Source organism: Sorangium sp. So ce119, from assembly GCF_051524405.1.
Lineage (GTDB): Bacteria > Myxococcota_A > Polyangia > Polyangiales > Polyangiaceae > Sorangium > Sorangium cellulosum_G.
Genome location: NZ_CP150310.1, coordinates 6895532 through 6922339, shown reverse-complemented (window position 1 = coordinate 6922339; position 26808 = coordinate 6895532). Strand labels below are relative to the sequence as shown.

Genomic DNA, 26808 nt, shown 5'->3' with positions numbered 1-26808 from the left:
CGCGACACGCCGAGGACAGCGGAAGCTCGGCCTCCCGACAGGGCCAGATGCACAAGGCTCCTCGAGCGGCGATTCAGGCGCGCCTGTCGCGCGCCCGTCACACCGCGCCGCCCGTCCTGTGGTCTCCAGGGCGACAGCACCCGGGGTGGATCAGGCGCGTCGGCTGCCGCCGCCCGAGGCGCCGCCGAGCGAGGGTCAGGCCAGCGTCCTGCCGCCGTTCACGGACAGCTTCTGGCCCGTGATGAACCTGGCGGCGTCGGACGCGAGGAACGCGACGGCATCGCCGATCTCGTCCGGCGTGCCCATGCGCCGGAGCGCGTTGCCCGACGCGTAGGACTGCTTGTGAGCGTCGGTGAGGCCCTCGCCGGCGTGGCGCTCGACAGGGATCCAGCCGGGCGCGACAAGGTTGACCGTGATCCCCCACGGGCCGAGCTCCTGCGCCCACGAGCGCGTGAGGCCGAGCTGCGCGCCCTTCGCCGAGACGTAGTTCGAGAACTCGGGGACGCCCTGCTCGAACACCTCGGAGCCGATGTTGATGATCCGCCCCGCGCGGCGCTCCTTCATCTCGGGCACGACCGCCTGCGCGAGGAGGACCGGGCTCTTCACGAAGAACTCGAGCTGGTCGAGGCAGTGACGCCAGGTCAGCTCCTCGAGCTTCACGTACGGCTGCGGGCCCGTCGCGTTGAGCACCAGCACCTCGACGGGGCCGAAGCGCGCCCGCACCTCGCCCACGAGGCGGACGATGTCCCGCTCGTCGCGCACGTCGGCCTGGAACGCCTCGGCCTCGCCGCCGCTCCGGCGGATGTCCTCGACCACGCGCGTCGCCCCCTCGCGCCCGCCGAAGTAATTGACCGCCACCCTCGCGCCGGCCCCCGCGAGCTTGCGCGCGATGGCCGCGCCGAGGCCGCGGGAAGCGCCGGTGACAAGGGCGACTCGTTTCGATAGATCGTGCGCCATTCAGGGCCTCTCCAGGAGATGGGTGACCGCGGTTCTCTCGCCTCTGCGCGGGAGATCGGCCGCTCCGGCGCGCCTCCGGGAGCCTCGCTCCCGCGCGGCGCTGCGAGCCGCGCGCGCAGAGCGTCGAGCGCGGTCACGGCAGGTGTAGACACTGCGGTACAGCAATACAAGATTTTTCCGTCTGGTATTCTTCAATGGCGTCGGGCGCATGCCTGCTCGTCCCTCCGGAACGACGCGATTTCGACGCAGCGCGCTACTCCACCCGTGCTGATGGGCGTATGCTGGGTCACATGAAGACGCGCGTCGTTCCTCGGGCCCTGCGACCTCTCGTGATGCTCGCCGTGAGCCCTGCTTTCTGCGCCGCCGTGGGCATCACCGTGGTCCACGCGTGGATCGACGGGCGGCGCAGGCCGCCGCAGCGGCGGCAGCCCGACCTCGCCGCGCCGCGGCATGAGCGCCCCCGCGCGCGCGGGCAGGCGCAGCTCTGATCGACACGGTGCGTCCGGCGCGGGGCGGCGGTCGGGTCAGCGCGGGTCAGCGCGCGGGTCAGCGCACGAGCAGGAGCCAGAGGAGCGCGGCGGCGGTCGACGCGAGCGTCACCGGGACCCCCACCCGGGCGTAGGAGCGAAAGCCGATCTCGCGCTCGGCGCCCACGGTCTCGACGACGATGATGTTCGCCACCGAGCCGAGCAGGGTGAGGTTGCCCGCGAGGGTGGAGACCAGGGCCGTCGCGATCCAGGCGAGGTGCGGATCGGGCTGGCTCTGGATGTACGACTCCGCGAGCAGGATGAACGGGACGTTCGAGACGATCTGACAGCCGACGAGCATCGCGATGCTCAGCCCGAGGACGCCCATCGTCGGCCCCGCGGGCAGGAAGGGGCTCGCCGCGCGCAGCGCCTGCTCGGGCATGCCGGTCTTCTGCAGCCCCGCCACGACGATGAAGAGGGCGCCGAAGAACACGAGCACCGTCCACGAGACCCGCTCGAACAGGACGTTCGCGTCGCGCCGGTGCATCAGGATGGCCGCTGTCGCGCCGCCGATCGCCGTCCACGCGAGGTTCGCGCCGAGCACGAAGAGGACCGAGACGACCGCGACGCAGACGAGCGGCGCGAGGGCGCTCGGCCGCGCGCCCCGCGACGACGCCGGCGCGGGCTCGGGCGCCGGCGGGGGCTCGTGGGGCGGGGGCGCGTCGTGGACAGCGCGCGCCGCGATCCGCCGGCGGAGCAGGAGGTGCAGCGTCACGGCCGTGACGGCGAGCCCGACCAGCGCCGCCGGGCCCGCCTCCAGCAGGTACGCGCGGTACGAGATGCCGGAGAGGTGGCCGACCAGCATGTTCTGCGGGTTGCCCGCGAGCGTGAGCGCGCTGCCGGCGTTGGCGCCCATCGCGAGCGCGAGGAGGTACGGCACGCGATCGAGCCCCGCGCGCCGGGCGGTCCGGTCGACGAGCGGCGCGAGCATCACGCAGACCGAGTCGTTCAGCAGCACCGCGGAGGCGAGCCCGGCGCCGAGCGTGACGAGGTAGAGGAGGCGGACCGGCGACAGGTTCCGCCGCGCGACCCACGCGGCGGCGCGCTCGAACACGCCGGCCATCTCGAGCGACGCCGCGAGCAGCATCATCCCGAGCAGGAGGCCGATGGTGTTCGGCTCGATCGCCGCGAACGCCTCGTGCGGGGTCAGGCCGGCGCCGGGGTCGAGCACGCTCAGGAGGACCATGGCGCACGCGCCGGCGAGCGCGCCGGCAGGGCGCCCGATGGGCAGGATCGCCAGGCGCCGCGCCGCGATGAGGACGTACGTCGCGGCGAAAACAAGGAGGACGGACCACACGGCGCGGCATCAGAGCGATCCGGCGCGCGGCTGTCAAACGGCCGCGGCGCCGCGGCCGGGCGGACGCGGAGGCGCCTCGCCGCCGGCGCGCATTCCGGCTAAGCAGCCACGGCCGTGGACCGGCGCGGGGGCGGAGCTCCCGGGCCCCGCGGGAACGCCAAGGCATGGGCAGGCAGCTCTCGACCCCCACCGCGATCCTCCTCGGCAGCGCCATGATCGCCGCCGCGGTCTACCTCGGCCTCCGCCACGGCCCGGCCGCCGTCCCCCCGGGCGCGCGCCCCGCGGCGGCGGAGGCGCTCCAGGCCGGCCCGGCGGCCTCCGCGCCGCCGGCGCGCGCGGGCGCGGCGGCGCCGCAGACCGTGCCGCGCGACGAGGTCGCGCGGCAGGCGGCGCGCGCGCTCGACGCGCACCGGCCGGCGATCGTGGCGCGCTGCTACGAGCCGGCGATCGCGGCGCAGCCCGAGCCGCGCGCGGTGAAGTACGTCTTCAACATCACGTTCGACGCGCAAGGCCGGCAGATCGCGCGCGGCCTCATCGAGGACCGCGAGACAGCGCGCCCCGAGGTCACCGCGTGCCTCGTCGGCGCGCTGCCGCCGGTCGAGATCGCGCCGCCGGGCGCGAACGTGCGCGTGGACGTCCCGTTCTCGCTGCCGTGACGGAGGTCCGGGCTCGTCGGGCCGGGCGCGAGCGCGTCGCCCTTGACGCACCTGCCTGAACGCCCGATGCCGGAGCGGTGACGCCCGACCAAGCCTTGAAGGAAGCGACAACCGGCGCGCTCCGCCCTGTCTACCTGGTGCTCGGCGAGGAGCGCTGGCTGGTCGATCGCGTGGTGAGCGCGATCCGGGAGGCGGCGGCCAAGGGGGGGATCGCCGGCTTCAACGAGGACAAGTTCACCGCGGGCGACGCGTCGATCGAGTCGATCCTCGGCGCCGCCCGCATGCTCCCGATGATGGGCCCGCGCCGCTTCGTGCTCGTCCGCGGCGTCGACCGGTGGGAGAAGAAGGACGACAGCGACGACGGCGACGGGGACGACGAGCGGGGCGCGGGCGGCGCGGGCGGCAAGCGGGGCGTGTCGAAGCAGCTCAGCCCCCTCGACGCGCTCGCGGAGTACGCCAAGGCGCCGTCGCCGAGCGCGGTCCTCGTCCTCGTCGCGCCGAAGCTCCACGGCCAGCGCCGGATCGTCACCGCCGCGAAGAAGGGCGACTTCCTCGTCGCGTGCGAGCCGCTGAACCGCCGCGCGCTGCCCGGCTTCATCACGACCATGGCCCGCGACAAGGGCAACCCGATCGCGGGCGACGTGGCCGAGCAGCTCGCCGAGCTCGCCGGACCCGAGCTCGGCTACGTCGTCGACGCGATCGAGCGGCTCTCGCTGTACGTGGGGCCGAAGCAGCCGATCACCGAGGACGCGATCGCGCAGGTGGTCATCCGCGTCCGGCAGAGCACCGTCTGGGAGCTCATCGACGCGCTCGGGAGGCGGCGCCTCGACCGCGCGCTCGCGGCGCTCGCCGACGCCTACGACCCGCGCGACGGCGGGCTGCGCCTGCTCGGCGCGGTGTCGTGGTCGGTCCGGCAGATGGTGAAGTTCGAGTCGGCGCTCGCCGCGGGCGCGAGCCAGGCCGAGGCCGCCCAGCGCGCCGGGGTGGCGCCGTTCAAGGCGAACGACGTGGCGCAGTCGGTCCGCCAGCTCCCGAAGGGCGCGCTCGCCGGCTGGATGCGCATGCTCGCCGAGACCGACCTCGCGCTGAAGAGCAGCCGCCGCCCGGCGCAGGCGGTGCTGGAGACGATGCTGATCGAGATGTGCTCGCGCTGAGACGAGGCCGCGCGCGCCTGGCGTCCTCGAGAACCACCGTGTTGCCCGACCAGTCGCTCACGATGCGCTGGTACATGGTGGTGCTCGAGGGGTAGGTGCGACCGAGCACGGCGCCGTCGAGGGACATCGAGAAGTCCCTCACCCCGATGTCGCGCGAGAGCGAGGCGAGCTCCTCGCCGTCCGGCAGGGAGAAGAGCCGGAGAGACCTGTCCACCACGCGCGACCGGGCGCCGTAGGCGCGCGCCGCGAGAAGGCTGCCGTCCGCCGAGAGAATCACCTTGTCGGTGAGGAACGGGATGACCGCCCGGGGCCAGATCGTGAGCGGGTAGCCGGGTCTGTCGTCCTCGAAGGTCCAGAGGTAGTCGCGCGTCCCCCCGAGATGACGGGTCGATGGCAGGTTGACGATGCTCTCCTGGGTCCCGGCCTTCGAGTACACGCGCACCGTGGTGCCGGTGGTGGTGAGAAACCGCTCTCCGTCCTGGAACCAGGAGTGGAACGTGCCCGAGACGGCGGGGGTGACGGTGGGAGGCGAGCCGTCGGTGGGGAGCACGGCGACGCCCTGGTTGCTCCCCGCCCCGACGCGCAGCGCGTCGGGCGCCGCGTAGATGGCGCCGTGGTGGCTCGCCGCCACGGACCAGCGCTCGACCCCCGCGGTGCTCCAGAGGGTGATGGTGTTGCCAGAACACCTGCGCGTCCAGACGTAGCTCCCGTCGGTCGCGAGCCCCGCGTCGTCGTACTCCGCGGTGACGGAGGCCAGCAGGGACCCGTCAGCGGCGCTGCGCAGCTCGAAGCCGTGCTGTGGGTCCGTCTGGATCAGCACGATGTCTCCGCGGAGGTCCACGCCCCCCGGCAGCTCGCGCGGCGGGACTCCTGTCAGCGGATCATCGATGAAGGTGCCGCCCGGCGCGTGGCCGTCGGCGATCGCGGCGCGGGCGTCCGTATCCCAGAGGATCCAGCGATCGTAGTCCCAGCCCAGGACGCGGTTTCCCGAGAGGCTCGAGCCGTTTCCTGTGCATGGTCTCATGGATGCCGCCTGTGTCATGCCCATTCATCGCCGAGCCAGCGCGCGGGGACGTCCGGGGGGCCTGCGGGCGGTCGAGGCGCAAGCCCGGTGAGACCTTGTGCTCGCGGTCCGGCCGAGCACCGCGAGCGCGCTCCGCGTCACCGCGCCACCCCGCACCCGCTCGAGGCCTCGACTGCCGTCGTTTCCTGGAGGAGGTCGGGATCTGTTGCGAAGGAGATGGTTCGGTGATGGAGTGCCCCCGTGGACCACGACTCCATACTTGCGCTGTTTGACCAGCAGATCAGACAGGGGCGCTCGGGCGAGCTGGCCACGATACGATCCGGCTTCGCCCGCCACGCCGTACGGGCGGATGGCTCGGACGGGAGCTGGGCGACCATCGTCTGGTCCGACCTCGACGAGTCGACCGCGGACCTCGCGATCGCCGAGCAGATCGCGCGCTTCGCGCCGCTCGGGCGGGCGTTCGAGTGGAAGCTTTACACCCACGATCGGCCGGCAGACCTGGGGCAGCGGCTGGTCGCTGCCGGTTTCCATCCGGGGCCGGAGGAGGCGCTGCTCGTCGCCGATACCGCCGAGCTCCCCACCGAGGTCGTGTTGCCCGAAGGCGTGCGGCTGCTTCCCGTGACCGATGCCGAGGGCGTGCGGCTGGTCGTCCGGGCGCACGAGGCGGCCTTCGGTGCGGATCACGCTTCGCTGGAGCGCAGGCTGGTGACCCAGCTGGCAGAGGAGCCCGAGGCGATGGCCGCCGTCGTCGCGGTGGCCGGCGACGTCCCCATCTGCGCCGGCAGGGTCGAATTCCACCGAGGGACGCAGTTCGCCAGCCTATGGGGTGGTGGGACCGCGCCTGCGTGGCGTGGTCGTGGCGTTTACAGGGCGCTCGTCGCGTACAGGACCCGTCTCGCGGCCGAGCGCGGTTATCGTTACCTCCAGGTCGATGCTCGGCCCGACAGTCAGCCGATCCTGTCGCGGCTCGGCTTTGTCCGGCTCGGCACGACCGTCCCGTACATGTACGAGCGGTAGGCGGCGGGCAGCGAGGCGCGGCTCCCTGGCGGCCCGTCCGGCGCTGGTCGTCCGCCGCTGGCAGGCCGGATCCACCTGAGACGCGGTGACGCGCGGACCCGCCGCGGGCGACCCCACGCGGGGCCTATCAGGGGTTCCGGCGCGTGCCCGAACGCCGATCGCTGGTGCTCACCGAGATGACGACACGGCGGCGTGGCCGCGACGCCTCTTGCGGCTCCCCTTGCAGCGGCGCCCCTTGCATCGCCTGGTGCTGTTGAGGCCCTTGCGGCGCCTCGTGGTGCTGCGGCCTGTGCGGCGCCTCGTGGTGCTGCGGCCTGTGCGACGCCTCGTGGTGCTGCGGCCTGTGCGACGCCTCGTGGTGCTGCGGCCTTTGCGGCGCCTCGTGGCGCTGCGGCCTGTGCGGCGCCTCGTGGCGCTGCGGCCTGTGCGGCGCCTCGTGGTGCTGCGGCCTTTGCGCGGTCTGGTGCTGCGCGGGCCGTTGCGCCGTCGCATGCTGGGCCGGCCGATGGTCTGGCGCAGGCTGCTGTGGTCGCTGCCTCGCCTCGTACTGCACCGGCGGTTGTCCTGATGGGTGCTGCGGTGGCCTCTGGGCAGGCGCGTTGCCCGCATACGGCTGCCTCTGGTCAGGCCCGGCGTTGTGCGGCCTTTGCCCTGGTCCTTGTTGCTGCGGCCTTCGCCCGCCCCCATTCCCGGCATGCGCAGCCGGCCTCTCCGCCTGCCACGGTCGGTCCCGCGGATCGGCCGTTCGCTCCCCGGTCGTGGGCGCCTCGGGCGCGGGCGCGGGCGACTGGGCGGCCTTCGGCGCTCCCCGCATGCTGATGCCCTGACGCTCGCGGCGCTTGCGCTCGTCGTGGTTCGCGTCGCCGATGAGGTCGAGCACGGCGCGGGTATCCACCCTTCGCTCGGAGACCCGATGGCGGCCGGTCAATCGGGTCTCAGGGGTGAGCGCGCTGTTCGCGTAGAGCTCCCACATCTCCTCGCCATAGGCGGGGCGCCGTTGCTCGGGCACGAAGCGCGTGAGGAAGCGATGGAGGTTATCGACGTCTCGGAGCAGGAGCTTCCTGGCGTTCTGGTTCCTCGCGGCGTCCACCGACTGGGGGAAGTCGATGATCACCGGCCCGTCGGCGCTCATGAGCACGTTGAAGTCCGACAGATCGCCGTGCACGACGCCGGCGCACAGCATCCGCACGACCTCGCCGATCAGGCGATGGTAGACCCACGTGGCCTGATCTCGGTCGAGGCTCGTCTCGGCGAGGCGAGGGGCGGGGTAGCCGTCGGCGTCGGCGACCATCTCCATCACGAGCACGCCGTCGATCGCGTGGTACGGCGTCGGCACGCGGACGCCCGCGTCGCGCAGGCGGTAGATCATGTCGACCTCGGTCGAGCGCCAGGCGGCTTCGTCCTGGGCCCGGCCGTGGCGCGAGCGTTTGTCCATCGCGCGCTGGTCGCGGCTGTTGCGCACCCTTCGGCCCTCGGTGTACGCCGCGCGGTTCTTGAAGCTGCGGTTCTGCGCTTCCTTGTAGACCTTCGCGACGCGCAGCTCGCCGCCCGACCGGACGAGGAAGACCACCGCTTCCTTTCCGCTCATCAGCGGCCGCACAACCTCGTCGATGAGCCCTTCGTCGACGAGCGACGCGAGGGTGCTCGGAATTTGCATGTTGTCGTGGGTCTTCGTTTCGGAGGAGGAAAAGTCTCCCGGCGTCCTCTTGCCGCAAAAGATGGTGCGCTGCAACCGTACCGGATGCTTCGGCGGCCGCGTCGCGCTCGGGCTGCCGCGGCGCGTCATCGGCGGCTCAGGACGGTCAGCGTACGCCGCGGTGAGCTGGTGCCGAGGTGCTGCTCGAGAGGACACCGGCATCTCTGCGATGGACGAGGCCCTCGCGGCAGCGGCGTCGGCTCAGTCGACGAACACGTTCCAGCAGAGTGCGTTTCGCAGTTTCTGGTCGTCGAGAACGAGGTCTCGTATCTCGTCGGGAAGTCGTCCCCACTGCCACTGGCGTTCGGCTCGCGCAGCCGCGTCCCCTTGGCCCGATGGTGCGGCTTCCCTGGCAGCCCTGATGGCGTACGCCGCAGCCCCCAGCTCATGGGCGGCCACGTGCGCCACGGCCACCGCCTGACCCGCCGAGAGGGCGGCCAACCGGGCGGCGGGGGGCGCCTCGCGGCCTGCGGCGTTGGAGGCGAACGCCGCCTTGTGACACTCTCTCATCGTGGCCTCGCCTCGGGTCCACGCCCGCACCAGCGCGATCGCTCTACGCGGCCGGTCATCGTCTGGCCTGTATTCATCGAACAACCCCACGACGTGCTGCGCGCAATCTGCGGCCCAGATCGCCAACGCATGATGGGCGCCTTCCTCCAGGAGCCCTCCGCGGCGGATCGTGATGAACCGTGGATCACGTTTCTTGGGAAGAATCATGGTGCTCCTCCGTGCGCCGTCCATGGATATACCCGATCAACAGCGCAACACCGGGACATCGTGCACCGCCAGCGGGTCCCACGCTCGGAAGGCGCAAGGCGCAAGGCGCAAGGCGGGCAAGGCGCCAGGTGACGGAAGTCCTCAGGCGGACACGGGGCGTCCGAGCAGGCGCTGCCGGAGCTCGGGGTTGCGGATCCAGCCGGTGATCGCGAGCAAGACGAGCACGATGATCAGCGGCAGGTATTCCGGAAGCGTGAAGCCGCGGGTCATGTTCGTGGCCAGAGCGCCGGAGAAGTAGCCGATCATGAGCACGAGGGCGATCACGGAAGAGCGCGGGATGAGGAAGAGGATCGCGAGGCAGATCTTCGTGATGCCGAGCGGCACCGTGATGTCCGTGATGCCCAGCCGCTCGATGAACGCCGCCCCTTCCTTGTTCGAGGGAGGCATGAGCTGGAGGATGCCGCTCGCCAAGGTGGCGAGGGACAGGAGGACGGTCAAGACCCACGCGACGGTCTTTCCGGCCTTGCCCGGGTTCGGGACGGACTCCGGACTCCGCGCGCGGGTGAGGAGCTCCGGCGTGCGGAAGTACGCGCCGATCATCATCACGAGGATGAGGACGAACGGGAACCACGGCCAGTTGCCTTCGACGTCGTGCGTGAGGCCGGTGGCCGTCGCGCCGCCGAGCACGCCGACCATCATCACGAAGCCGAGCGTGGCGGTGCGGGGAACAAGAAGGAGCACGGCGGCGATGATCTCGAGCGCGCCGATCAGGTAGCGATGGTCCCAGACGCCGATCGCCTTCACGAAATCGGCGTTGGGGGTGCCATCCTGGATGAAGAATTTCGCCAGACCGGAGGCGAAGATCATGAAGAGGGCCAGCAGGACGGTGGGCGTCCAGCCGAGGATTTGCCGAGAGCGGGTCGTCATGTGGCCCCGATGATAGCAAATCAGCAGCGCATCGCCGCGCTCCGCTTCGTCGAGGAAGATGCCGGTCGGCGGCGCGCCTTCGCCGCGCCGTCGAAGGCGCGGGAAGAGCACCCTACACGAGCGCGCGCTCGCGCTCTGGATCGAGCTCCAACAGGTTGGAATGATCCTCGTCGTTGGTTGCGGGCGCGCCGGCCATCGCCTTCGGGGCCTGAGGGGTCACAGCTTCGAGGCGGCGTGGTCCCAGTTCACCAGGTTCCACCATGCCTCGACGTACTTCGGCCGGGCGTTGCGGTAGTCGATGTAATACGCGTGCTCCCACACGTCGCACGTGAGCAGCGGCGTCTTGCCCTCCGTGAGCGGGCACCCGGCGTTGCCCGTCTGCACGATCTCCAGCTTGCGGGAGCTATTCTTCACCAGCCAGGCCCAGCCCGAGCCGAACTGGCCGACGGCCGCGGCGCTGAACTTCTCCTTGAACGACGACACGCTTCCGAACGCCTCCTCGATCGCCGCACGCAGCGCGGCGGGAGGCTCGCCGCCGCCCTGCGGCTTCATGCTGTGCCAGTAGAACGTGTGATTCCACACCTGCGCCGCCTGGTTGAAGACCGCGCCGGACGTCGTGCGGACGAGATCCTCGAGGCTCTTGCCGGCGAGCGCCGCGTCCGCCGCCACGAGCTCGTTCAGCTTCGTGACGTAGGCGTTGTGGTGCTTGCCGTGGTGAAAATCGAGCGTCTCGGCCGAGATGTGGGGAGCCAGTGCGTCCCTGGAGTAGGGGAGCTCGGGAAGGGTGAAGGTCATGGTTCTGTTCCTCGTGTTGCGGGTCGACGGCCGCGCGCTCGTCGCAGCCTGTTGTGAGTAGCTCGGCGAAGGCCTTCGGGGGCGCTCCAGCCACGAATCGAACGTCCGCGCTTCGCGGTCGAGCAGCCGCTCCACGCCGCCGGGGCCGGCGGCACCGTAGCAACCCCGGCGGGCGCGCGTGGCGCCTTGCCAACGAGTTGGCAGGTTTCCATCCATTTGGAGAGACGGCCTCCCGGCCAGCGGTATCCGTGGCTCCGCTGACATGCCACAGCCGACCGGGGCCGGCGGCGCAACGCCCTCCTGCGCGGGCCGGGGGCGGCTCGTCGTGGTACAGCCCGTCCCGACGTGAGCGGCGCGAGCGATCGCCCGTCTGCGTCGGACGATGCACCTGGACCGCCGGCCTCCGCGCTCGATCGTGGGCGGCCCGGCTCGAAGGAGTGACGAATGAGGATCGGAATCATCGGCGCCGGCTTGATCGGCGGGTCGCTGGCGAAGCTGTTGGGGAAGCTCGGTCACCAGGTCGTGATCGCGAACTCGCGCGGGCCGGACACGCTCCGCGAGGTCGCCGCCGAGACCGGGGCCACCCCCGTCACGGCCGCGGAGGCCGCGCGCGGCGGCGAGGTCGTGGTCGTCACGATCCCCCAGCGCGCGGTCGTGGACCTGCCGACGGATCTCTTCGCCGGCGTGCCCGCCGACGTGGTCGTGATCGACACCAACAACTACTACCCGGTCCGCGACGGCAGCATCCCGGCCATCGAGGCGGGGCAGGTCGAGAGCGCGTGGGTCGCCGAGCAGATCGGGCGGCCGGTGGTCAAGGCGTTCAACAACATCTACTTCGAGAGCCTGCTCGCGAAGGGCAAGCCGAAGGGCACGCCGGGGCGCGTCGCGCTCCCGATCGCGGGGGATCCGCCGGAAGCGCGGGCGAAGGTCATGCGCCTCGTCGACGAGCTCGGCTTCGATCCGGTCGACGCCGGCGGCCTCGAGGACTCGTGGCGCCAGCAGCCGGGTACCCCCGGCTACATCCACGACTTCGACGCGCCTCGGCTGACGCAGGCGCTGGCCGCGGCCGAGCGGAGCCGCATCCCCGAGTACCGCAAGGCCTCGGACGACTGGCTGCGATCGCTCATCGCAGCGCACAGCCCGAGCTGATCGGAGCGGCTGACGCTGCGGCCCTGCGGCGCCTCAGGAGCCCTGGAGGGGCGGGACCTCCGGGAGCTCCGGGGCGTCGAGCCCCGCGAACGGATCGCGCCAGGCGTCGAGCTGCCACAGGCGCGCGTGCCAGGCCGCGACATGCGGGTGGTCCGCCAGCGGCAGCCCGGCGAGATCCGCGAACGGGAGCACCGACGCCACGCGAAAGTCCGCATACGAGACCGCGTCCCCGACGAGCCAGTCCCTGTCGCTCAGGACCTGATCGAGCAGCGTCGCCGCTTCGGCGAACCCCGAGAGCCCCTCTGCCACGATGTCGTCGCGGATGGGACCGAGCCCGTAGCGCTGCTTCGTCACGCGCTCGAAGTGGACCTTGTCGCACGCGGCGATGAAGTTGTGCGTGCCCCAGCTCAACCAGCGGATCATCTCCGGTTGAGCGGCGCCCGTGCGCCAGAAGTCCGAGCCCATGAGCTGCGAGAGGCGGCACGCGATCGCGTCCGTCTCCCAGAGCGACTGGTTCCCCTCGACGAGGATGGGCAGGCGCAGGTTCGGATTCAGCGCTCGAAACTTCTCCTGCTGTGACGGGTCGAGAGGCGCCGCGTGGACGCATTCCACGGGTGCGTCGAGGTGGCGCGCCACGGCGACGGCGACCCGGGGATTCAAGTTTCGGCTGAAGTACAGTTTCATGGATCGTCCTCTCCTGCCAACTCGCGCCATGCGCCGATGCGGAGCTACAACATCGCTCACGTCGATCAACCGAGAAATGAACCGCCAGGACACCGAGGACGCCAAGACAGGATTCTCTTCCTGGCGTCCCTGGTGTCCCTGGCGGTTCGAAGTTCTGCGCTCTTCAGGCGGTTTCAACCCGTCTGTCGCTCTAGCCGAGCAGCGCCTCCAGCACGCCCTTCGCCCGGAGATCGCGGAAGGTGTGGGTCGGGCCGCAGGCCTCGAGCTCCGCGAGGGTGTAGGTGCCGGTGGCCACGGCGATCGACTCGGCGCCGATCGCCCGGGCGGCCGCGACGTCCTTGGGCGTGTCGCCGATGACGACGACGCGGCACGCCTCGAGCGGCGCCTCGAGCATCGCCGCGCCGCGCGCCGCGCCGATGCGCAGGAGCTCGTCGCGGCGCTCGTGATCGCAGCCGAAGCCGCCGAACGCGAACCGCTCGTAGATGCCGACGCGCGTGAGCTTTGCCTGCGCCCCGGCGCGGACGTTCCCCGTGCCGAGGCCGACGGCGCACCCCGCTCGCCGGGCGGCGGCGTCGAGCGCCTCGAGGACGCCGTGGTGCACGCGGGTGTCGCCCGCGAGCGACATCTCCTCCGCGAGGACCTCGACGTAGATCGCGAGCAGCGCGTCGATCGCGGGCTCGGTGACCGCGCGCCCGAGCGCCTCGAGCCCCGCCCGGATGATGGCCCTGTCGGTCATGCCGGCGAACGAGAACCCCTCGCACGCGTCGCTCCGGCCGGCGGCCCGGGCGAAGGCGCGTTCCATGGCGCGCCGTCCAGCGCCGCCGGTGGAGAGCAGGGTGCCGTCGATGTCCCAGAGCAGGACGGTGGGGTGCATGTCCCCATGGTAGATGCGGCGCGCGCGGAGGGCGAGCGCGGAGGCTCGGCCCGCCGGCGCAGGGCACCCGGACACGGCCGCGCCGCCCGGACAGGGGGGAGCGTTCGCCCGCACACGTCGCGCGCCGCCCGGACAGGGGGAGCGCTCACCCGGACACGCCGCGCGCCGCCCGGACAGGGGGAGCGTTCACCCGGACACGCCGCGCGCCGCCCGGACAGGGGGGATGGCCACCCGGACCGCGTCCTGACGCGCACGGTCCCGGTGCGGTCGTTTCGCAGGCGCGGGCGCCACGGCGCATGTCCGGAGGACCCGAGAGCTGCGCAGGAGACCCGGCGCGTGTCGACGGACGCCGAGGTGGACGCCTCATCGTTCCTGCCAGGAGGGTGCGTCTCCCATCATGGATGCATCGATCTTGAGAATTGTGACGCGCTCGGCGTAATGCATGTGGCTCGCGCGACATGATCTTTCGGGATCGCATGTTCCGAGCGCAACCGTGCGGCGTTCTCTGATAAGGGAGGCTGTCGAGGGTGGGAGATCGCGTGGGCGAGCTCTCGATCCATGGGTTCGACCCGGAGCCCGGGGACGCCGGGCCTCCGGGCGCCGCGCAGGTCGCCCTCGTTGCGCGAGACGGCGTCCCGGGAGACAAGGCCATGCGACGCTCGCTGCACATCCCCATCACCGCGGTCCTGCTGCTGCTCTCGTGCCCGGCGCCGGCGAGGGCAGAGCCGCTCCCGCGGCGTCCGCCGCCGACACGGCCGGAGCAGGAGATGCTCGACGAGGCGAAGCGGCTCGTGGATCAGGGGAGAATCGCGGACGCGCGCGACATCCACCTGACGCTCTGGCGGCTCACGAGGAGCGCCTCCGACGCGTTCCGGGTGGGGATGCTGTCGTTCAGGCTGCGTGAGTTCCCGATGGCGGCGGAGTTCCTCTCCATCTACTTCGAGATGGTCGGCACCCCCGAGGCGCCCAGGATCTGGGTCCCGCCGGGCTTCAAGGAGGGCTACGAGCTGGCGCGGGCCAACTTCGCGGAGGCGCGGCGGCACGTCGGGGCGATCGAGGTGCGCGTGAACGAGCCCGGCGCCGCCGTGCTGGTGGACGGGCGGCAGCTCGGCGTCTCCCCGCTCCCTCGCCCCGTGTACGTCGCTCCCGGGCAGCATCGCGTGGGCGCGCAGCTCGCCGGGCAGCGGGTCGAGGAGCCGGTCGCCGTCGACGCGGGCGGCGAGCGGACGGTGTGGCTGGTGCTCCGGCGCGCCGCCGCCGAGGCGCCTGTGCGTCTCCCGACGAGCAAGGCGGCCGCTCGGTCGAGCGCGGCGCCGCCTCGGCCTGCGCGCGATCCGGCGCTGCGGTGGTGGACCGTGGGCGGGCTCGCGGCCGCGTCGGTCGCCCTCGGCGTCGCCGGGGGCGCCGCGGTCGCGGAGGCCAACGACGCGGGCGGCGAGCGGGACGCCGCCTTCGTCCGGGCGCGCTGGGAGGTCTTCCGCTGCCGGCCGGGGCTCCCGGCCTGCGACGCCTACGCCGAGGCCGACGGGCGCGCGAGGACCTTCACGGCCCTGTCCGCCGGCGCCTTCGTCGCGGCCGGCCTGGCGGCCGGCGGCGCCGTGGCCGCGGGGTTCCTGCTCGCGCCGGAGACCAGCGTTCGCGTCGGCGCCGTGGGGACAGCCCCCGGCGCGGTGCTCTCCTTCGGGTGGTAGCGCCCGACCTCGTACGGGCCTCCCTCCGAGAGCGGCGCCAAGCTCATCTTTTGTAGACCGACAATCCACGTCGCCTGAGAAATTGGGCGCGTTCGACGTAATGGTATCTGCGCTCCTATTCAGACATCTGCTTCGGATCTCCCTGTCCGCCGCGCGAGGACGCCTGATATCGTGGCGCGCATGTGGAAGCGGCACCTGTGTGCCTCCTGCGCGGCGCTCCTGGCAGGCGTGCTCTGGGCGGCCTGCAGCGGTGACCCCTACGTCGATGTGGAGCAGGGACCTCCGTGCGATTCGACCGCGGAATGCGATTCCGAGAGGACCGGGACGCAATGCATCGACGGGCGCTGCCGGTGTCCGGGGCCCGAGGAGGAGAGCTGCTGTGAGCCTGGCGGCAGGGAGGAAGAGGGGGATCTCTGCGAGCGGGCGTGCCGGCCCATCAGGGAGTGCAACGCGACGCGCTGCGAGACGGCGCGGGACTGCCCGGCGCCCGTAGACGCCCGGTGTGGCGAAGCCGTCTGCGTCGTCGGCGTCTGCAGGTTGGCCTTGCCGGAGCAGCTTCAGAACCAGCGGCGCGGGGACTGCACGACCCTCCGGTGCGACGAATCAGGGCAGCTGGTCGCCGAGCCTGACGACAGCGACGTATTCAATGACGGCAACGAGTGTACGGTCGACGCGTGCGCGCAGGGCGTCAGCGTGCACCATCCGAAAGAGGCGGGAGACGCTGAAGAGGGCTCCGGGTACTGCGACGGTGAAGGGCATCGGGTTGGATGCATCCGCGACGAGGACTGCGGGACCCCTTCTTTCGCCTGCTCGATATCTGGCAGGTGCGTCCTCGAGTGGTGCGACAATGGCGTCTTTGATGATGCCTCGGGCGAGACGGCTCGGGACTGCGGTGGACCGTGCGAGCCGTGCAGGGCAGGACAACCGTGCGTCGCCAACAGCGACTGCATCGAGGGCGTGTGCGGACCGGACAGGCTGTGCGACCACGCAGACTGCGACGATCGCATCCAGAACGGATCCGAGACCGACGTCGACTGCGGCGCGCCGTCGTGTCCTGCCTGCGATCCCGGGCTGCGGTGCCACGCTCACGCGTCCTGCAAGAGCGGTGTGTGCACGGACGGCACGTGCGTTGACCCGGCGTGCGATGATGGGGTGAAGAACGGTGATGAGGCAGGTATCGACTGCGGCGCGAGGTGTCCCATCGCATGCCCGCTGATCATCTCAGGCAAAGAGACATGAAGAGATCCACCACGATCATGAGCAGGCACATCCTTGCCATCGGCGCGTCGCTGTCTGTGGCTGCGTTCTGGATCGCGTGCTCGGGGGACGTCCCGGCGCCTCCGCCGGAGCGCCCCGAGTGCGTCGCCGATGACGACTGCGACCACCCGCCGGATCCCGAATGCGGCACGCTGAGGTGCATCGAGGGCAAGTGCCAGCGGGAGGTATGGGAATACAGTGGCCAGTATCCCGGGGACTGCATGACGATGGCGTGCGACGGGGACGGGTACAAGGTCGTCGTGCCCGCGCCGGACGACGTGCCGGAAGATGGCAACCCTTGCACGGATGATCTCTGCGATGGCACGCAATCGCTCAGGTTAGCGACCCGGCGAGGTCCGGCTCCTGACGGTTCGGGGCTGTGCGATGGATCGAGACGGCTGGTCGAATGCCTGTCGGACGCCGACTGCGGGGATCCGTCCACGTACTGCTCCCCGAACAGCAAATGTGTCCCGATCCTCTGCGACAATGGCGAGCTCGACGCCGACGTCGGTGAGTCCTATGTCGACTGCGGTGGTCTCTGCGATCCGTGTATTCCGACTTTCCCGTGCAACACGGGGGAGGACTGCTTCACGGGTGTGTGCGGCTTCGACGAGCGGTGCAGCCGTGCCACGTGCAGCGACGGAGTTCAGAACGCGAACGAGGCCGACGTTGACTGCGGATCCAACTGCCGTCCCTGCGCCGCTGGAGACAAGTGCAGAGAAGCATCGGAGTGCTTGACGAAGGTGTGCTTCATGGGCAGGTGCCAGCCGCCGAGGTGCGACGATGACCGCCAGAACGGCAGGGAAGTAGGTAGAGACTGCGGTGGAGACTGTCCCCCTTGTCCAGAGGGGGGCCTCCGCTGAGCGGGAGCGGCAGCGCCGCCGTTCCTTGTCACGGGGATCGGATCGAGGAGGACGTCATGAACAACATCGCGAGGTCGGCCGCGCTCGCCGCCCTGGGCCTCTCCGGCGCAGGGTGCTCGGGGCCGGACGAGTACCGGCCGCTCGGGGAGAACGATGCCGTTCGCATCGACGTCTACGGGCTCGACACGCCCTTCGTCCAGGATGGCGTCACGTACCGGGGCGAGGTGATGGGCTATCTCTGGAAGACGGACAACATCAATGCGTTTGGTATCCGGAAGCACGACGACGGAGAGTACCTCACCGATAGGTTCGTCGTGGGCAACGGCCTCGAGGAGACGCGGCTCCGTTGCATCCTCTACCACGACAGTTATCCGGAGGACGACCTCATCGCCACCATGTGCAGCGGCGATCTCACGCAGGCGGAGCCCGGTCGCGCGATCCACGCCCGGTTCAACGACTTCGACGGCTGGGAGGTCGTGATGCCCGAGCGCTCGGAGCTCACGTCTCCCGAGCAGGACAGCGAGTTCAGCCTCAGCTCCGGCGAGGATCTGGTGCTGGCGTGGGAGCCGCTGGGCACCGACGACCGGATGAGCTGGTCGCTCGGGCCTGTCAGCTTCGACGACTCGGGGCCTTGCGTGGACGAGGTATCCTGGTCTCGCTCCGGCGGGTTCACGGACGACACCGGCTCGTTCGTCATGCCCAGAGACTCGTATCCCACGGGTCTTCCCCCCGAGGGGTGCAAGGCGCTGCTTCAGTTCGACCGCGGCCGCCTCGGGACCGTCGACCCTGGCATCCGGAGGGGCTCGATCTTCGCTCGCCAGTACCACACGACGCGGATCACGCTGAAGCCATAGCTCGTCCTGCTTGGGGGGGCGTGCGCACGAGGCGTGTCGCGCGGCCCCCGGCCAGGGCTGGCCTTACAGCCGCGTGAGCCGACCGTCCTCGCGCAGGACCCAGGGGGCCGAAGGTGCGTACGCCTCGGTCCCGGCGATGGGCAGCGCTGGCGCATCCGCGAGCTGATCGAGCCCCGTGTCCCGGAGCCGGAGCCCACGCTCGGTGAGGCGATAGACCCCGGAGAGCATCGGGGAGCCAGCACCAGGCGGCTTTGGGCCAGGCGCGCGCTCAATCGCCGCGCTCGAATCGTGTCCTGCCCAGTGCTCCAGCCGGCGTGGGAGGAACAGATCACCCGTACAGGAAAGGAGATGCCACAGATTCGTTCGCGGTTCCGATTCGTGGGCGACCAAGTCCAACGGGGTTTTCCACTGCGTCGACAGGAGGACAAAGAGTAGCTCGTCGAATCGGCTGAGGCGTAGGGATCCTTCCCTGGTCCTTGCTGGGAAGAAGCGAGAGAGGAGCGCCCACAGGGGGGCAAGCTCTGGAAAACCTTCAACGCCGCGGACGCAGCTTTCGACGAACGGCGCTGGATCTTCATCGACGTACATGTCCCAGAGGCTAACGGCGCGGTCGTAGCGCTCGCTCGGCCAGGGGCGTGCCTCCTGGATGCGCTCCAGGAGGACCTCGTCAGGATGATCAGACACCGATTCGGAGCAGGTAAACGGACGCGTCAGTACCTCGCGGCTCGCTGCGCTTGGCAGTGGAACCGGGTCGAACTCGACAAACAGGACGTCGTCGTGCGCGATCCCGAGACGGCGCAACCAGCTACATGTCCTCCAGAGGTTCACGCGCTCGTGAAGGCTCGCCGACACCCACAGCGCGATGGGGGGCTCCAAGCGGACGTCGGGCGAATACAGCTTGTCCCATGGCTCGGTCGAGCTCCACCGGCGACCACGCAGCCGTGGATCCGTGCGTCGGCCAGCTCGGCCCGGCCGTCGTCCATCGGTCCACCCACGACAAGGACCGACGGTCAGCAGTCCTCGCGAGCCCCGGCGGGCTCAACAGCACGTTCGCGACTCTCCGGGCACCTTCCCAGGCACTCTCCCTCCGGGTAAGTCTCGCGCTCATGCCCAGGAAGCAAATTACCAATCACTACGTCCGCTGGCACGACCAGGCCAAGGCCGCTGCGCAGACGGAGAACCCCCTCAAGGTGCCTTACGACATCGCCCTCAAGGAGGCGGGGCAGGTCGCCGGATTCTTCAACAAGTACTGGCAGCCCGCCGGCACGCTGCCAGGCCTGAGGCGCGTCAAGGCGCGCTTGCCCGAGAGCACCGGAGAGGAGATCGTCTCCCTGGTGTACGCGGTCCAGGAGGCGCAAACGAAGCTGCTCCTGCTCATCGATCCCGTCGTCGTCGACCACGGCGAGCGCGCGCGCTTCGTCCTCGACGAGATCGAGTCCGCCCTCGAGTTCCTCCTCGACGACGGCGTGGACGAGCCCGCCGACGCGCAGCTCGCGGCCGTCCAGGAGTTCCACGCCGACATCGGTCAGCGCTCCAGCTCGCTGCACCAGGCGCTGAGCGACTATGCGACCCTCGCGGAGTCGCTGAAGGACCGGCTCGCGGAGGTGGACGAGGACTTCGATGTCGCGCTCATCACCGAGGCGAAGGAGCTCGCGCGCGCGCTCGCCGCGTCGCCGGCCGCGCCGCCGCCCGCCGACTCCGAGGTCAAGGACGCGACCCGGATCCGCAACGGCCTCCTCAGGCTGCTGCAGGACAAGATGGGGCTGGTGCGGAAGGCCGCAGCGCGGGTGTTCCAGCGGAACCCGGAGGTGCTGCGGGAGGTGACGAGCAGCTACGAGCGCCGCCGCCGCGCCGCCGCGCGCCGCGCCAAGGCCGCGCGTGACGCGGCAAAACCCCAGACCGCGCCCGCCAAGGGCCCCGCCGAAAGCCCTCTTCTCGGCTGACGCGGCGCGCGCCTCCGAAGCGGCGCGCGCCTCCAGCGTGCCGCGCGCTCCTGAAAGGGCCGCGCCTTCCCAGGAATGGCATGTGGCCGGCGTGACGCGGCCAGGCCGCCCCGCCGAACCGCGCGCGCTCGTCCGGAAGTTGCGCTAAGCCTCGAACTCGATGGCGCTCCAACCGATCCGCGTCGCCGCGCTCGCCCTCGTGGCGGGGCTCCTCTTCCTTGGATCTCCGGCCTGCAAGAAGGGCGAGGAGGCCTCGCCCGACCAGGGGCGCAGGCCAGGGAAGCAGGGGATGAGCTTCCCCGTCGAGGTCATGCCCGTCGCGGCGGAGCGCGTCGAGTACGCCATCCCCGCCGTCGGCACGGTCGAGGCGTTCGAGCAGGTGCAGCTCACCGCGCGCGTCGCCGGCGTCGTCGAGGCGGTGCGGTTCATGGAGGGCGACGAGGTCAAGGCGGGGCAGGTGCTCGTCGAGATCGACCCGGCCCGGTACAACCTCGCCGTCCGCGCGGCGCGCGCGACGCTCGACCGCATGACCGCCACGCAGGCCGAGGCCGCCGCGGGGCTCGAGCGGCGCGAGGCCGAGGGGGCCGAGGGCGTGTTCAGCAAGGAAGACGTCGCGTCCTGGCGCTCGAGGGCGGCGACCTCCGCCGCGCAGGTCGCCGAGGCGAAGGTCGCCGTCGACCAGGCGCTCCTCAACCTGCGCGACGCCTACGTGCGCGCGCCCATCGAGGGGAAGATCCAGACGCGCACGGTGCAGACCGGCCAGCACGTGGCGGTCGGCACCGTGCTCGCGACGCTCCTCCGCCGCGACCCGCTCCTGCTCCGCTTCCAGATCCCCGCCGCCGACGCCCCGCGCGTCAGGCCCGGCATGGAGGCGCGCTTCCTCGTGAAGGGCGACGCGCGCACCTACAGCGCGAAGCTGACGCACGTCGCCGACGCGGCCGATCCCGCGACGCGCATGGTCGCCGTGACGGGCGAGGTGCAGGGCGAAGGCAAGGAGCTGCTCCGCCCCGGCACCTTCGCCGAGGTGACCGTGCCCGTCGGCGCGAGCGGCGACGCGCCGGTGATCCCGCAGACCGCGGTGCGGCCGAGCGAGCGCGGGTTCCTCGCCTACGTCGTCGACGGCACCACCGCGCGCGAGCGCGTGCTCTCGCTGGGGCTGCGCACGCCGGACGGGCGCGTCGAGGTCAAGTCGGGGCTCTCCGTCGGCGAGCGCCTCGTGGTGCGCGGCGCGGAGGCGCTGCGCGAGGGGGCGCAGGTCCGCGTCGCGCCGCCCGGGAGCATGCCCGGAGGCCAGCCCGCCGGGCACGCCGGGCAAGGCGCCGGCGCGCCGCCGGCCGGCTCGGCGCCGGCAGCGCCGGCAGATGCGCCGCCGGCCGGCTCGGTGCCGTCAGCGCCGGCCGACGCGCCGCCGGCCGGCTCGGCGCCGCCGACCTCTCCCGCCAGCTCGACGCGGAGCGCGCCATGAACCTCACCGAAGCGTGCCTCAGGAAGCCGGTCTTCGCCTGGATGCTGATGGCGGCGACCATCGTCTTCGGCCTCGTGGCCGTGTCGCGGATCGGCATCAGCCAGTTCCCCGACGTCGACTTCCCCACCATCACCATCTCCGCCACGCTCGAGGGCGCCGCCCCCGAGATCATGGAGCACGACGTTGTCGAGCCGCTCGAGGAGGCGGCCGTCCAGGTCGAGGGCATCCGGTCGATCACGTCGACCTCCCGCCAGGGCAGCGCGTCGGTCACCATCGAGCTCGACCTGTCGCGCGACGTCGACGTCGCGCTCCAGGACGTGCAGACGAAGATCTCCCAGGCGCAGCGGAACCTGCCGCTCGACCTCGACCCGCCCGTCGTCTCGAAGAGCAACCCGGAGGACCAGCCGATCATGTGGGTCGGGCTCTCCGGCCCGTTCTCGCCGCAGCTCGTCGCCGACATCGCGCGCTACCGGCTGAAGGAGAAGCTCCAGACGGTGCCCGGCGTCGGCGAGCTGACCCTGGGCGGCTACCTCGAGCGCAACGTCCGCATCTGGATCGACGCCGATCGCCTCGCCGCCAAGGGGCTCACCGTCGCCGACGTCACCGACGCCCTGCGCCGCCAGCACATCGAGCTCCCCGCCGGCCGGCTCGAGACCGAGGGGCGCGAGGTCAACGTGCGCGTGATGGGCGAGGCGCTCGACCTCGCGACGTTCAAGCGGATCGTCATCCGCCAGGGCAACCCCGCCGCCCAGCCGGGCGCGGCGACCGCCGGGCCGACAGGTCCGCCGTCGTCGGCGCGCGCGACCGTGTACCTGGAGGACGTCGCGCTCATCGAGGACGGCTTCGAGGACGTCCGCCGGCTCGCCCGCGTGAACGGCGAGCCCGCGCAGGGCCTCGGGGTGAGGAAGCAGCGCGGCTCGAACGCGGTCGAGGTCGCCCAGGGGGTCCGGGCCGCGCTCGCCGAGGTCCAGAAGACGCTGCCCGAGGGGATGGAGGTCGGGGTGAACTTCGACTCGACGAAGTTCATCGAGGAGTCGGTCCACGAGATCGAGCTCGAGCTCGGCATGGCGATCGCGCTGACGGCGCTCGTCTGCTGGATGTTCCTCGGGTCGCTCTCGAGCACGATCAACGTCGTGCTCGCGATCCCGATGTCGCTGCTCGGCACGGTCGCGGCGATCTACTTCCTCGGGTTCACGCTGAACACCTTCACGCTGCTCGGGCTCTCGCTCGCCGTGGGCATCGTCGTCGACGACGCGATCATGGTGCTCGAGAACATCCACCGGCACGCCGAGGGGGGGAAGGACCGCGTCCGCGCCGCCCGCGAGGGCACGGCCGAGATCACCTTCGCGGCGCTCGCCGCGACGCTCGCGGTCGTCGCGATCTTCATCCCGATCATCTTCATGGAGGGGGTGGTCGGGCGGTTCTTCCTCCAGTTCGGCGTGACCCTGTGCATCGCCGTGCTCCTCTCGTACCTGGAGGCGATCACCCTCGCGCCCGCGCGCTGCGCGCAGATCCTCGACGTCTCGCGCGAGCACCGCGGCCGGGTCGGGCGGCTCGTCGACCGCGGCTTCGAGGCGCTCGCCCGCGGCTACGGCTGGACGCTCGCCCGCGCGCTCCGGTTCCCGGTCGTGGTCGTCCTGCTCGGCGCGCTCCTGTTCGCCGGCGCGATCGTCACGATGCAGCGGCTCCCGACCGAGTTCGTTCCGTCGCAGGACCAGGGGAGGCTCCTCGTCCGGCTGCAGACGGCGGTCGGCTCGGACATCGACGAGACGGACCGGCTCTTCCAGCGCGCCGAGCGGTTCGTGGGCGAGCACCCGGCGGTCTCGCGGGTCTTCTCGGTGGTCGGCGGCTTCGGCGGGGGCGCCGTGAACACGGGCATCCTGTTCGTCACGATGAAGCCGACGGACGAGCGGACGATGTCGCAGGCCGATCTCCAGGGCGCGCTGCGCAAGGAGCTGAACGGCTACGCCGGCCTGCGCGCGGTGGTCCAGGACATGTCCCAGTCGGGCTTCACGGCGCAGCGCGGGTTCCCGGTCGAGTTCTCGATCCGCGGCCCGGACTGGGGGGAGCTCACGAAGCACAGCGAGCGCATCCGGGGCGAGCTCGCGCAGAGCGGCCTCGTCGTGGACCTCGACACGGACTACCAGCTCGGCATGCCCGAGCTGCGCATCACGCCCGACCGGGCGCGCGCGGCGGACCTCGGCGTGAGCGTCGAGGCGATCGCGACGACGCTGAACACGCTGGTCGGCGGCGGTCGCATCGCGAAGTACAACGACAACGGGCGCCGCATCGACGTGCGCGCGCGCCTGCTCGCGGAGCAGCGGAGCCGGCCCGAGGACCTCGCGCGCATCCAGGTGAGGAGCGCGTCGGGGGCGCTGGTCCCGCTGACGTCGGTCGTGACCTACGAGGAGCTCCCCGCGCTGCAGGCGATCACGCGCCGCGACCGCGAGCGCGCGATCTCGATCTTCGGCAACGTCGCGCCGGGGCACTCGCAGGGCGAGGCGGTCGCGCGCGTCGAGGAGCTCGGGCGGGACCTGCCGGCCGGCTACCGCCTGGTGCTGGGCGGCGCGAGCGTGACGTTCCGCGAGTCGATGGGCGGCCTGATCTTCGCGCTCGTGCTCGGGATCCTGGTCGCGTACATGGTCCTCGCGTCCCAGTTCAACTCGTTCCTGCACCCGGTCACGGTGCTGACGATCCTGCCGCTGTCGATCGCCGGCGCCGCCTTCGCGCTGCTCTTCTCCGGGCAGACGCTGAACATCTTCAGCATGATCGGGATCCTCCTGCTCATGGGGATCGTGAAGAAGAACTCGATCATCCTGGTGGATCACGCCATCGAGGTGAGGCGCGGCGGAGCGGCGCAGGAGGAAGCGCGCCGCGAAGGCGCGGCCCACGAGGGAGCGCCCGGCGAGGGGGGGCGCGGCGCGGGGGCAGGGGAGGTCATGGACGCCCGCACGGCGATGCTCCGCGCCGGCCCGGTGCGGCTGCGCCCGATCCTGATGACCTCGATCGCGACGTTGATGGCCGCGGTCCCGTCGGCGCTGGCGCTCGGCCCCGGCGCCGAGATCCGGGCCCCGATGGCCGCCGCGGTCATCGGAGGACTGCTCGTCTCCACGGCGCTGAGCCTCCTCGTCGTGCCGGCGTTCTACGTGCTCGCCGACGACGTGCAGGGGCGCGTCGCGCGGCTCCGGGCGCGGCGCGCAGGGCGAAGCGCGCCCGCCAGCACGGCGCACCCGGCCACGCCGCAGCGATAGCGGCGCCCTCCCTCCACCGGCGGTGTTACCGGCGTGGCGGCCCCACGGAGATCGTCTGGCCCACCGCGGGCAGCGGCGGACCGGTGATGATCGCCTCGCTGCCGGAGCGCCCGATGGACAGGCGCCTTGCCGATCCGAGCTGCTTGGCCCACCTGTTCGTCCACGAGCTCGACGACCACACGCCCCGCGACCGACGAGACGTGGAGTCGGACCGGCACGGCTTCCGCATCGGCCGCTGCAACATGACACGCTGGCAGTACGATTGTGGTCTGGCAGTCCGGCGATGGCCGCGGTCCGGCGCCCACCCCTCTTAACGCGGCGCTCCGAAGGAGCCCTGCCAGCCATGTCCTCCCTCGGGCTCGAAGAACCCCGCGGGCCGGTCGATTGGAATTGACACCGGTAATGTGAGCGTTCACATTCCAGTCGAGGGCCGTCCTTTTGTTCCGGTTTGCTCGGGTCCTCCCGAGTACCGAGCTCCTCGTCAATCTGATCCGTTCGGTCGATTTTTACACCGATCCTGCTCGCTCGGTCGTCGCGGAAGCGATTGCCGATCGATGGTGATCGGCGTTTTGCCAGGAGCGATCCGAGAGAGGACGCGACAACCCTCGCTTGTTCGACGGCTGTCGTGAAATCCTGGGCGCTGTCCACCGGAGATGATTCCGTCAAGAATCCGGCGATGCTGGCGAAGCGACCGGGAGGTGAGTGTGCGAGTGGCCATTGACGCGCTCCAATCGTTTTGTTTCCTTTTCACCTGATTCCGGTACGTAGGAGACATGTGATGCAAGATCAAACGTTCAGCCGACTCGCCTTTTGTGCCACCCTTGCGAGTTGGGTCGCGGTTTCGTGCGCGCCCGCCGAGTCCGACTCGAACAACGACGGAGGTGGCGGAGGGGGCGGATCGACGGCGACCGGTTCCGTCAGTAGCGCGAGCAGCAGCGCGAGCGGCAGCGGCGTTGCGACCTCTAGCAGCACCACCGCGGCTGGGACCGGCGGTGACAACAGCAGCGGGAGTGGCGGGGTCGAGCCCACCGGCAGCGGCGGTAATGGCACGGGTGGCTGGCCCGAAGGAGCCATTCCCATGGGGAACGCGCCTGTGCCGAGCGCGGGGTGCGGCAAGGCAACCACGTTGACGACCAAGGAGTACACGATCTCGAGCTCGGGCCAGAATCGCGTGTACTACGTCGATATGCCCAAGAACTACGACATGAACAAGCCCTACCGGCTGTTCTACACCTCGCATTGGATCGGCAGCCGCTGGCAAGACGTCGAGGGGCAAGACTTCTACTTTCTCAAGCCGCAGATGGAGGCCGACGGAGAGCAAGCCATTTTCGTGGCCCCCTCCTCGGACGGTGCAACGTGGCAAGAGAAGGACCACGCGCTGTTCGACGACATCATGGCGTTCATGAATGAAAATGTCTGCTACGACACGACCCGCGTGTTCGCGACCGGCTTCAGCTTCGGAGGGATGATCACCTATTCGCTGTCGACGAACCATCAGGCGGAGATCCGCGCGGCCGTGGGCATCGCCCCGGCCAACTACAACATCTGGTTGCCTGAAAAGACACGTAAGCCCATCGCCTGGATGCACACGACGGGCATGACCGACGGGACTTGCCCCTGGGTGAACAACGAAGGTCAAAAGAGAGGGGCCAAGTTCATCGCCCTCGAAAAAGCCGAAGACAACGGCTGCACGATTCCGGACAACATCCCGACTTCAAACGGCGCGTACAGCTGCTACGATTTCAAGGATTGCGATCCGGAGCATCCGACGCGGGTGTGCACCTTCGGCGGCGGGCACACGAACATCGACGGCAATCCGAACTGGATTCCCATCGAGTCGTGGAAATTCTTCAAGCAGTTCTGACCGACGTCCTCGCCGCGGGCGGGACCCTCGCCCGCGCGTAGCGCCGCGCTCGGGGCGTCTCGCGTCCGCGCACGCTCGCCGGACCCATGGCCGCGACAGGCCCTCGACATCCCACGTCGTGCGCGCCTACGTTGCGCCGAGGCCGA

Annotated in this window: 20 protein-coding genes and 1 pseudogene; 12 read left to right on the top strand and 9 right to left on the bottom strand. The window is 70.8% G+C overall.

Annotation, left to right across the window (positions count from 1 at the left end; genetic code table 11):
• Positions 1-195: 195 nt before the first annotated feature.
• The gene (locus WME76_RS26045) at positions 196-957 is read right to left on the bottom strand and encodes an SDR family oxidoreductase (protein WP_437954979.1); all 762 of its coding nucleotides are present in this window, start codon (positions 955-957) and stop codon (positions 196-198) included.
• Between the two features lie 290 nt (positions 958-1247).
• On the opposite strand from WME76_RS26045, the gene WME76_RS26040 reads away from it, so the two are divergent.
• On the top strand, positions 1248-1445 hold the full coding sequence (locus WME76_RS26040) for a hypothetical protein (protein WP_437954978.1): 198 nt from the start codon (positions 1248-1250) through the stop codon (positions 1443-1445).
• A 58-nt stretch (positions 1446-1503) separates the two neighbouring features.
• On the opposite strand, the gene WME76_RS26035 is transcribed toward WME76_RS26040, so the two are convergent.
• On the bottom strand, positions 1504-2781 hold the full coding sequence (locus WME76_RS26035) for an SLC13 family permease (RefSeq protein ID WP_437954977.1): 1278 nt from the start codon (positions 2779-2781) through the stop codon (positions 1504-1506).
• 164 nt (positions 2782-2945) lie between these two features.
• On the opposite strand from WME76_RS26035, the gene WME76_RS26030 reads away from it, so the two are divergent.
• The 3 genes from WME76_RS26030 to WME76_RS26020 all read left to right on the top strand — a co-directional run bounded on the left by WME76_RS26030 (position 2946) and on the right by WME76_RS26020 (position 6632).
• Complete coding sequence (locus WME76_RS26030; RefSeq protein WP_437954976.1) at positions 2946-3437, top strand: hypothetical protein; 492 nt, start codon at positions 2946-2948, stop codon at positions 3435-3437.
• 95 nt (positions 3438-3532) lie between these two features.
• Positions 3533-4591, top strand: a complete 1059-nt coding sequence (holA, locus tag WME76_RS26025) for a DNA polymerase III subunit delta (protein WP_437954975.1) — start codon at positions 3533-3535, stop codon at positions 4589-4591.
• Positions 4592-5855: 1264 nt separating this feature from the next.
• On the top strand, positions 5856-6632 hold the full coding sequence (locus tag WME76_RS26020) for a GNAT family N-acetyltransferase (protein WP_437954974.1): 777 nt from the start codon (positions 5856-5858) through the stop codon (positions 6630-6632).
• A 769-nt stretch (positions 6633-7401) separates the two neighbouring features.
• On the opposite strand, the pseudogene WME76_RS26015 reads toward WME76_RS26020, so the two are convergent.
• The 4 genes and pseudogenes from WME76_RS26015 to WME76_RS26000 all read right to left on the bottom strand — a co-directional run.
• Positions 7402-8289: pseudogene (locus tag WME76_RS26015) on the bottom strand (PA4780 family RIO1-like protein kinase); the annotation flags it as partial.
• Positions 8290-8529: 240 nt separating this feature from the next.
• Positions 8530-9045, bottom strand: coding sequence for a putative immunity protein (locus WME76_RS26010; protein WP_437954973.1), 516 nt, complete (start codon positions 9043-9045; stop codon positions 8530-8532).
• Positions 9046-9186: 141 nt separating this feature from the next.
• Positions 9187-9972: a DoxX family protein gene (locus WME76_RS26005; RefSeq protein ID WP_437954972.1), complete on the bottom strand. Its 786-nt coding sequence runs from the start codon at positions 9970-9972 to the stop codon at positions 9187-9189.
• A gap of 216 nt (positions 9973-10188) precedes the next feature.
• Positions 10189-10767 (bottom strand): superoxide dismutase, encoded by a 579-nt coding sequence (locus WME76_RS26000; RefSeq protein WP_437954971.1) that lies wholly within the window; start codon positions 10765-10767, stop codon positions 10189-10191.
• A 444-nt stretch (positions 10768-11211) separates the two neighbouring features.
• Here WME76_RS26000 and WME76_RS25995 point away from each other — a divergent pair, with 444 nt between their 5' ends.
• Complete coding sequence (locus tag WME76_RS25995) at positions 11212-11916, top strand: NADPH-dependent F420 reductase (RefSeq protein WP_437954970.1); 705 nt, start codon at positions 11212-11214, stop codon at positions 11914-11916.
• A gap of 33 nt (positions 11917-11949) precedes the next feature.
• Here WME76_RS25995 and WME76_RS25990 read toward each other — a convergent pair whose 3' ends face one another.
• Both WME76_RS25990 and WME76_RS25985 read right to left on the bottom strand, forming a co-directional pair.
• The gene (locus WME76_RS25990; RefSeq protein WP_437954969.1) at positions 11950-12600 is read right to left on the bottom strand and encodes a glutathione S-transferase family protein; all 651 of its coding nucleotides are present in this window, start codon (positions 12598-12600) and stop codon (positions 11950-11952) included.
• A 190-nt stretch (positions 12601-12790) separates the two neighbouring features.
• Positions 12791-13474, bottom strand: a complete 684-nt coding sequence (locus WME76_RS25985) for an HAD family hydrolase (RefSeq protein WP_437954968.1) — start codon at positions 13472-13474, stop codon at positions 12791-12793.
• Positions 13475-14001: 527 nt separating this feature from the next.
• On the opposite strand from WME76_RS25985, the gene WME76_RS25980 reads away from it, so the two are divergent.
• The 3 genes from WME76_RS25980 to WME76_RS25970 all read left to right on the top strand — a co-directional run bounded on the left by WME76_RS25980 (position 14002) and on the right by WME76_RS25970 (position 18139).
• Positions 14002-15165, top strand: coding sequence for a hypothetical protein (locus WME76_RS25980; protein ID WP_437954967.1), 1164 nt, complete (start codon positions 14002-14004; stop codon positions 15163-15165).
• A gap of 1235 nt (positions 15166-16400) precedes the next feature.
• A complete protein-coding gene (locus tag WME76_RS25975; RefSeq protein ID WP_437954966.1) occupies positions 16401-17285 on the top strand; it encodes a hypothetical protein in 885 nt (294 codons plus the stop codon).
• 56 nt (positions 17286-17341) lie between these two features.
• A complete protein-coding gene (locus WME76_RS25970) occupies positions 17342-18139 on the top strand; it encodes a hypothetical protein (RefSeq protein ID WP_437954965.1) in 798 nt (265 codons plus the stop codon).
• A gap of 63 nt (positions 18140-18202) precedes the next feature.
• On the opposite strand, the gene WME76_RS25965 is transcribed toward WME76_RS25970, so the two are convergent.
• Positions 18203-19015, bottom strand: coding sequence for a hypothetical protein (locus WME76_RS25965; RefSeq protein ID WP_437954964.1), 813 nt, complete (start codon positions 19013-19015; stop codon positions 18203-18205).
• 65 nt (positions 19016-19080) lie between these two features.
• Here WME76_RS25965 and WME76_RS25960 point away from each other — a divergent pair, with 65 nt between their 5' ends.
• The 4 genes from WME76_RS25960 (at position 19081) to WME76_RS25945 (ending at position 26662) form a co-directional block, all read left to right on the top strand.
• The gene (locus WME76_RS25960) at positions 19081-20082 is read left to right on the top strand and encodes a hypothetical protein (RefSeq protein ID WP_437954963.1); all 1002 of its coding nucleotides are present in this window, start codon (positions 19081-19083) and stop codon (positions 20080-20082) included.
• 160 nt (positions 20083-20242) lie between these two features.
• Positions 20243-21547: an efflux RND transporter periplasmic adaptor subunit gene (locus WME76_RS25955; protein ID WP_437954962.1), complete on the top strand. Its 1305-nt coding sequence runs from the start codon at positions 20243-20245 to the stop codon at positions 21545-21547.
• Positions 21544-24798: an efflux RND transporter permease subunit gene (locus WME76_RS25950; RefSeq protein WP_437954961.1), complete on the top strand. Its 3255-nt coding sequence runs from the start codon at positions 21544-21546 to the stop codon at positions 24796-24798. The genes WME76_RS25955 and WME76_RS25950 overlap by 4 nt, the downstream gene beginning before the upstream one ends.
• A 778-nt stretch (positions 24799-25576) precedes the next feature.
• Positions 25577-26662 (top strand): alpha/beta hydrolase family esterase, encoded by a 1086-nt coding sequence (locus tag WME76_RS25945; protein ID WP_437954960.1) that lies wholly within the window; start codon positions 25577-25579, stop codon positions 26660-26662.
• The last annotated feature ends 146 nt before the right edge of the window (positions 26663-26808 follow it).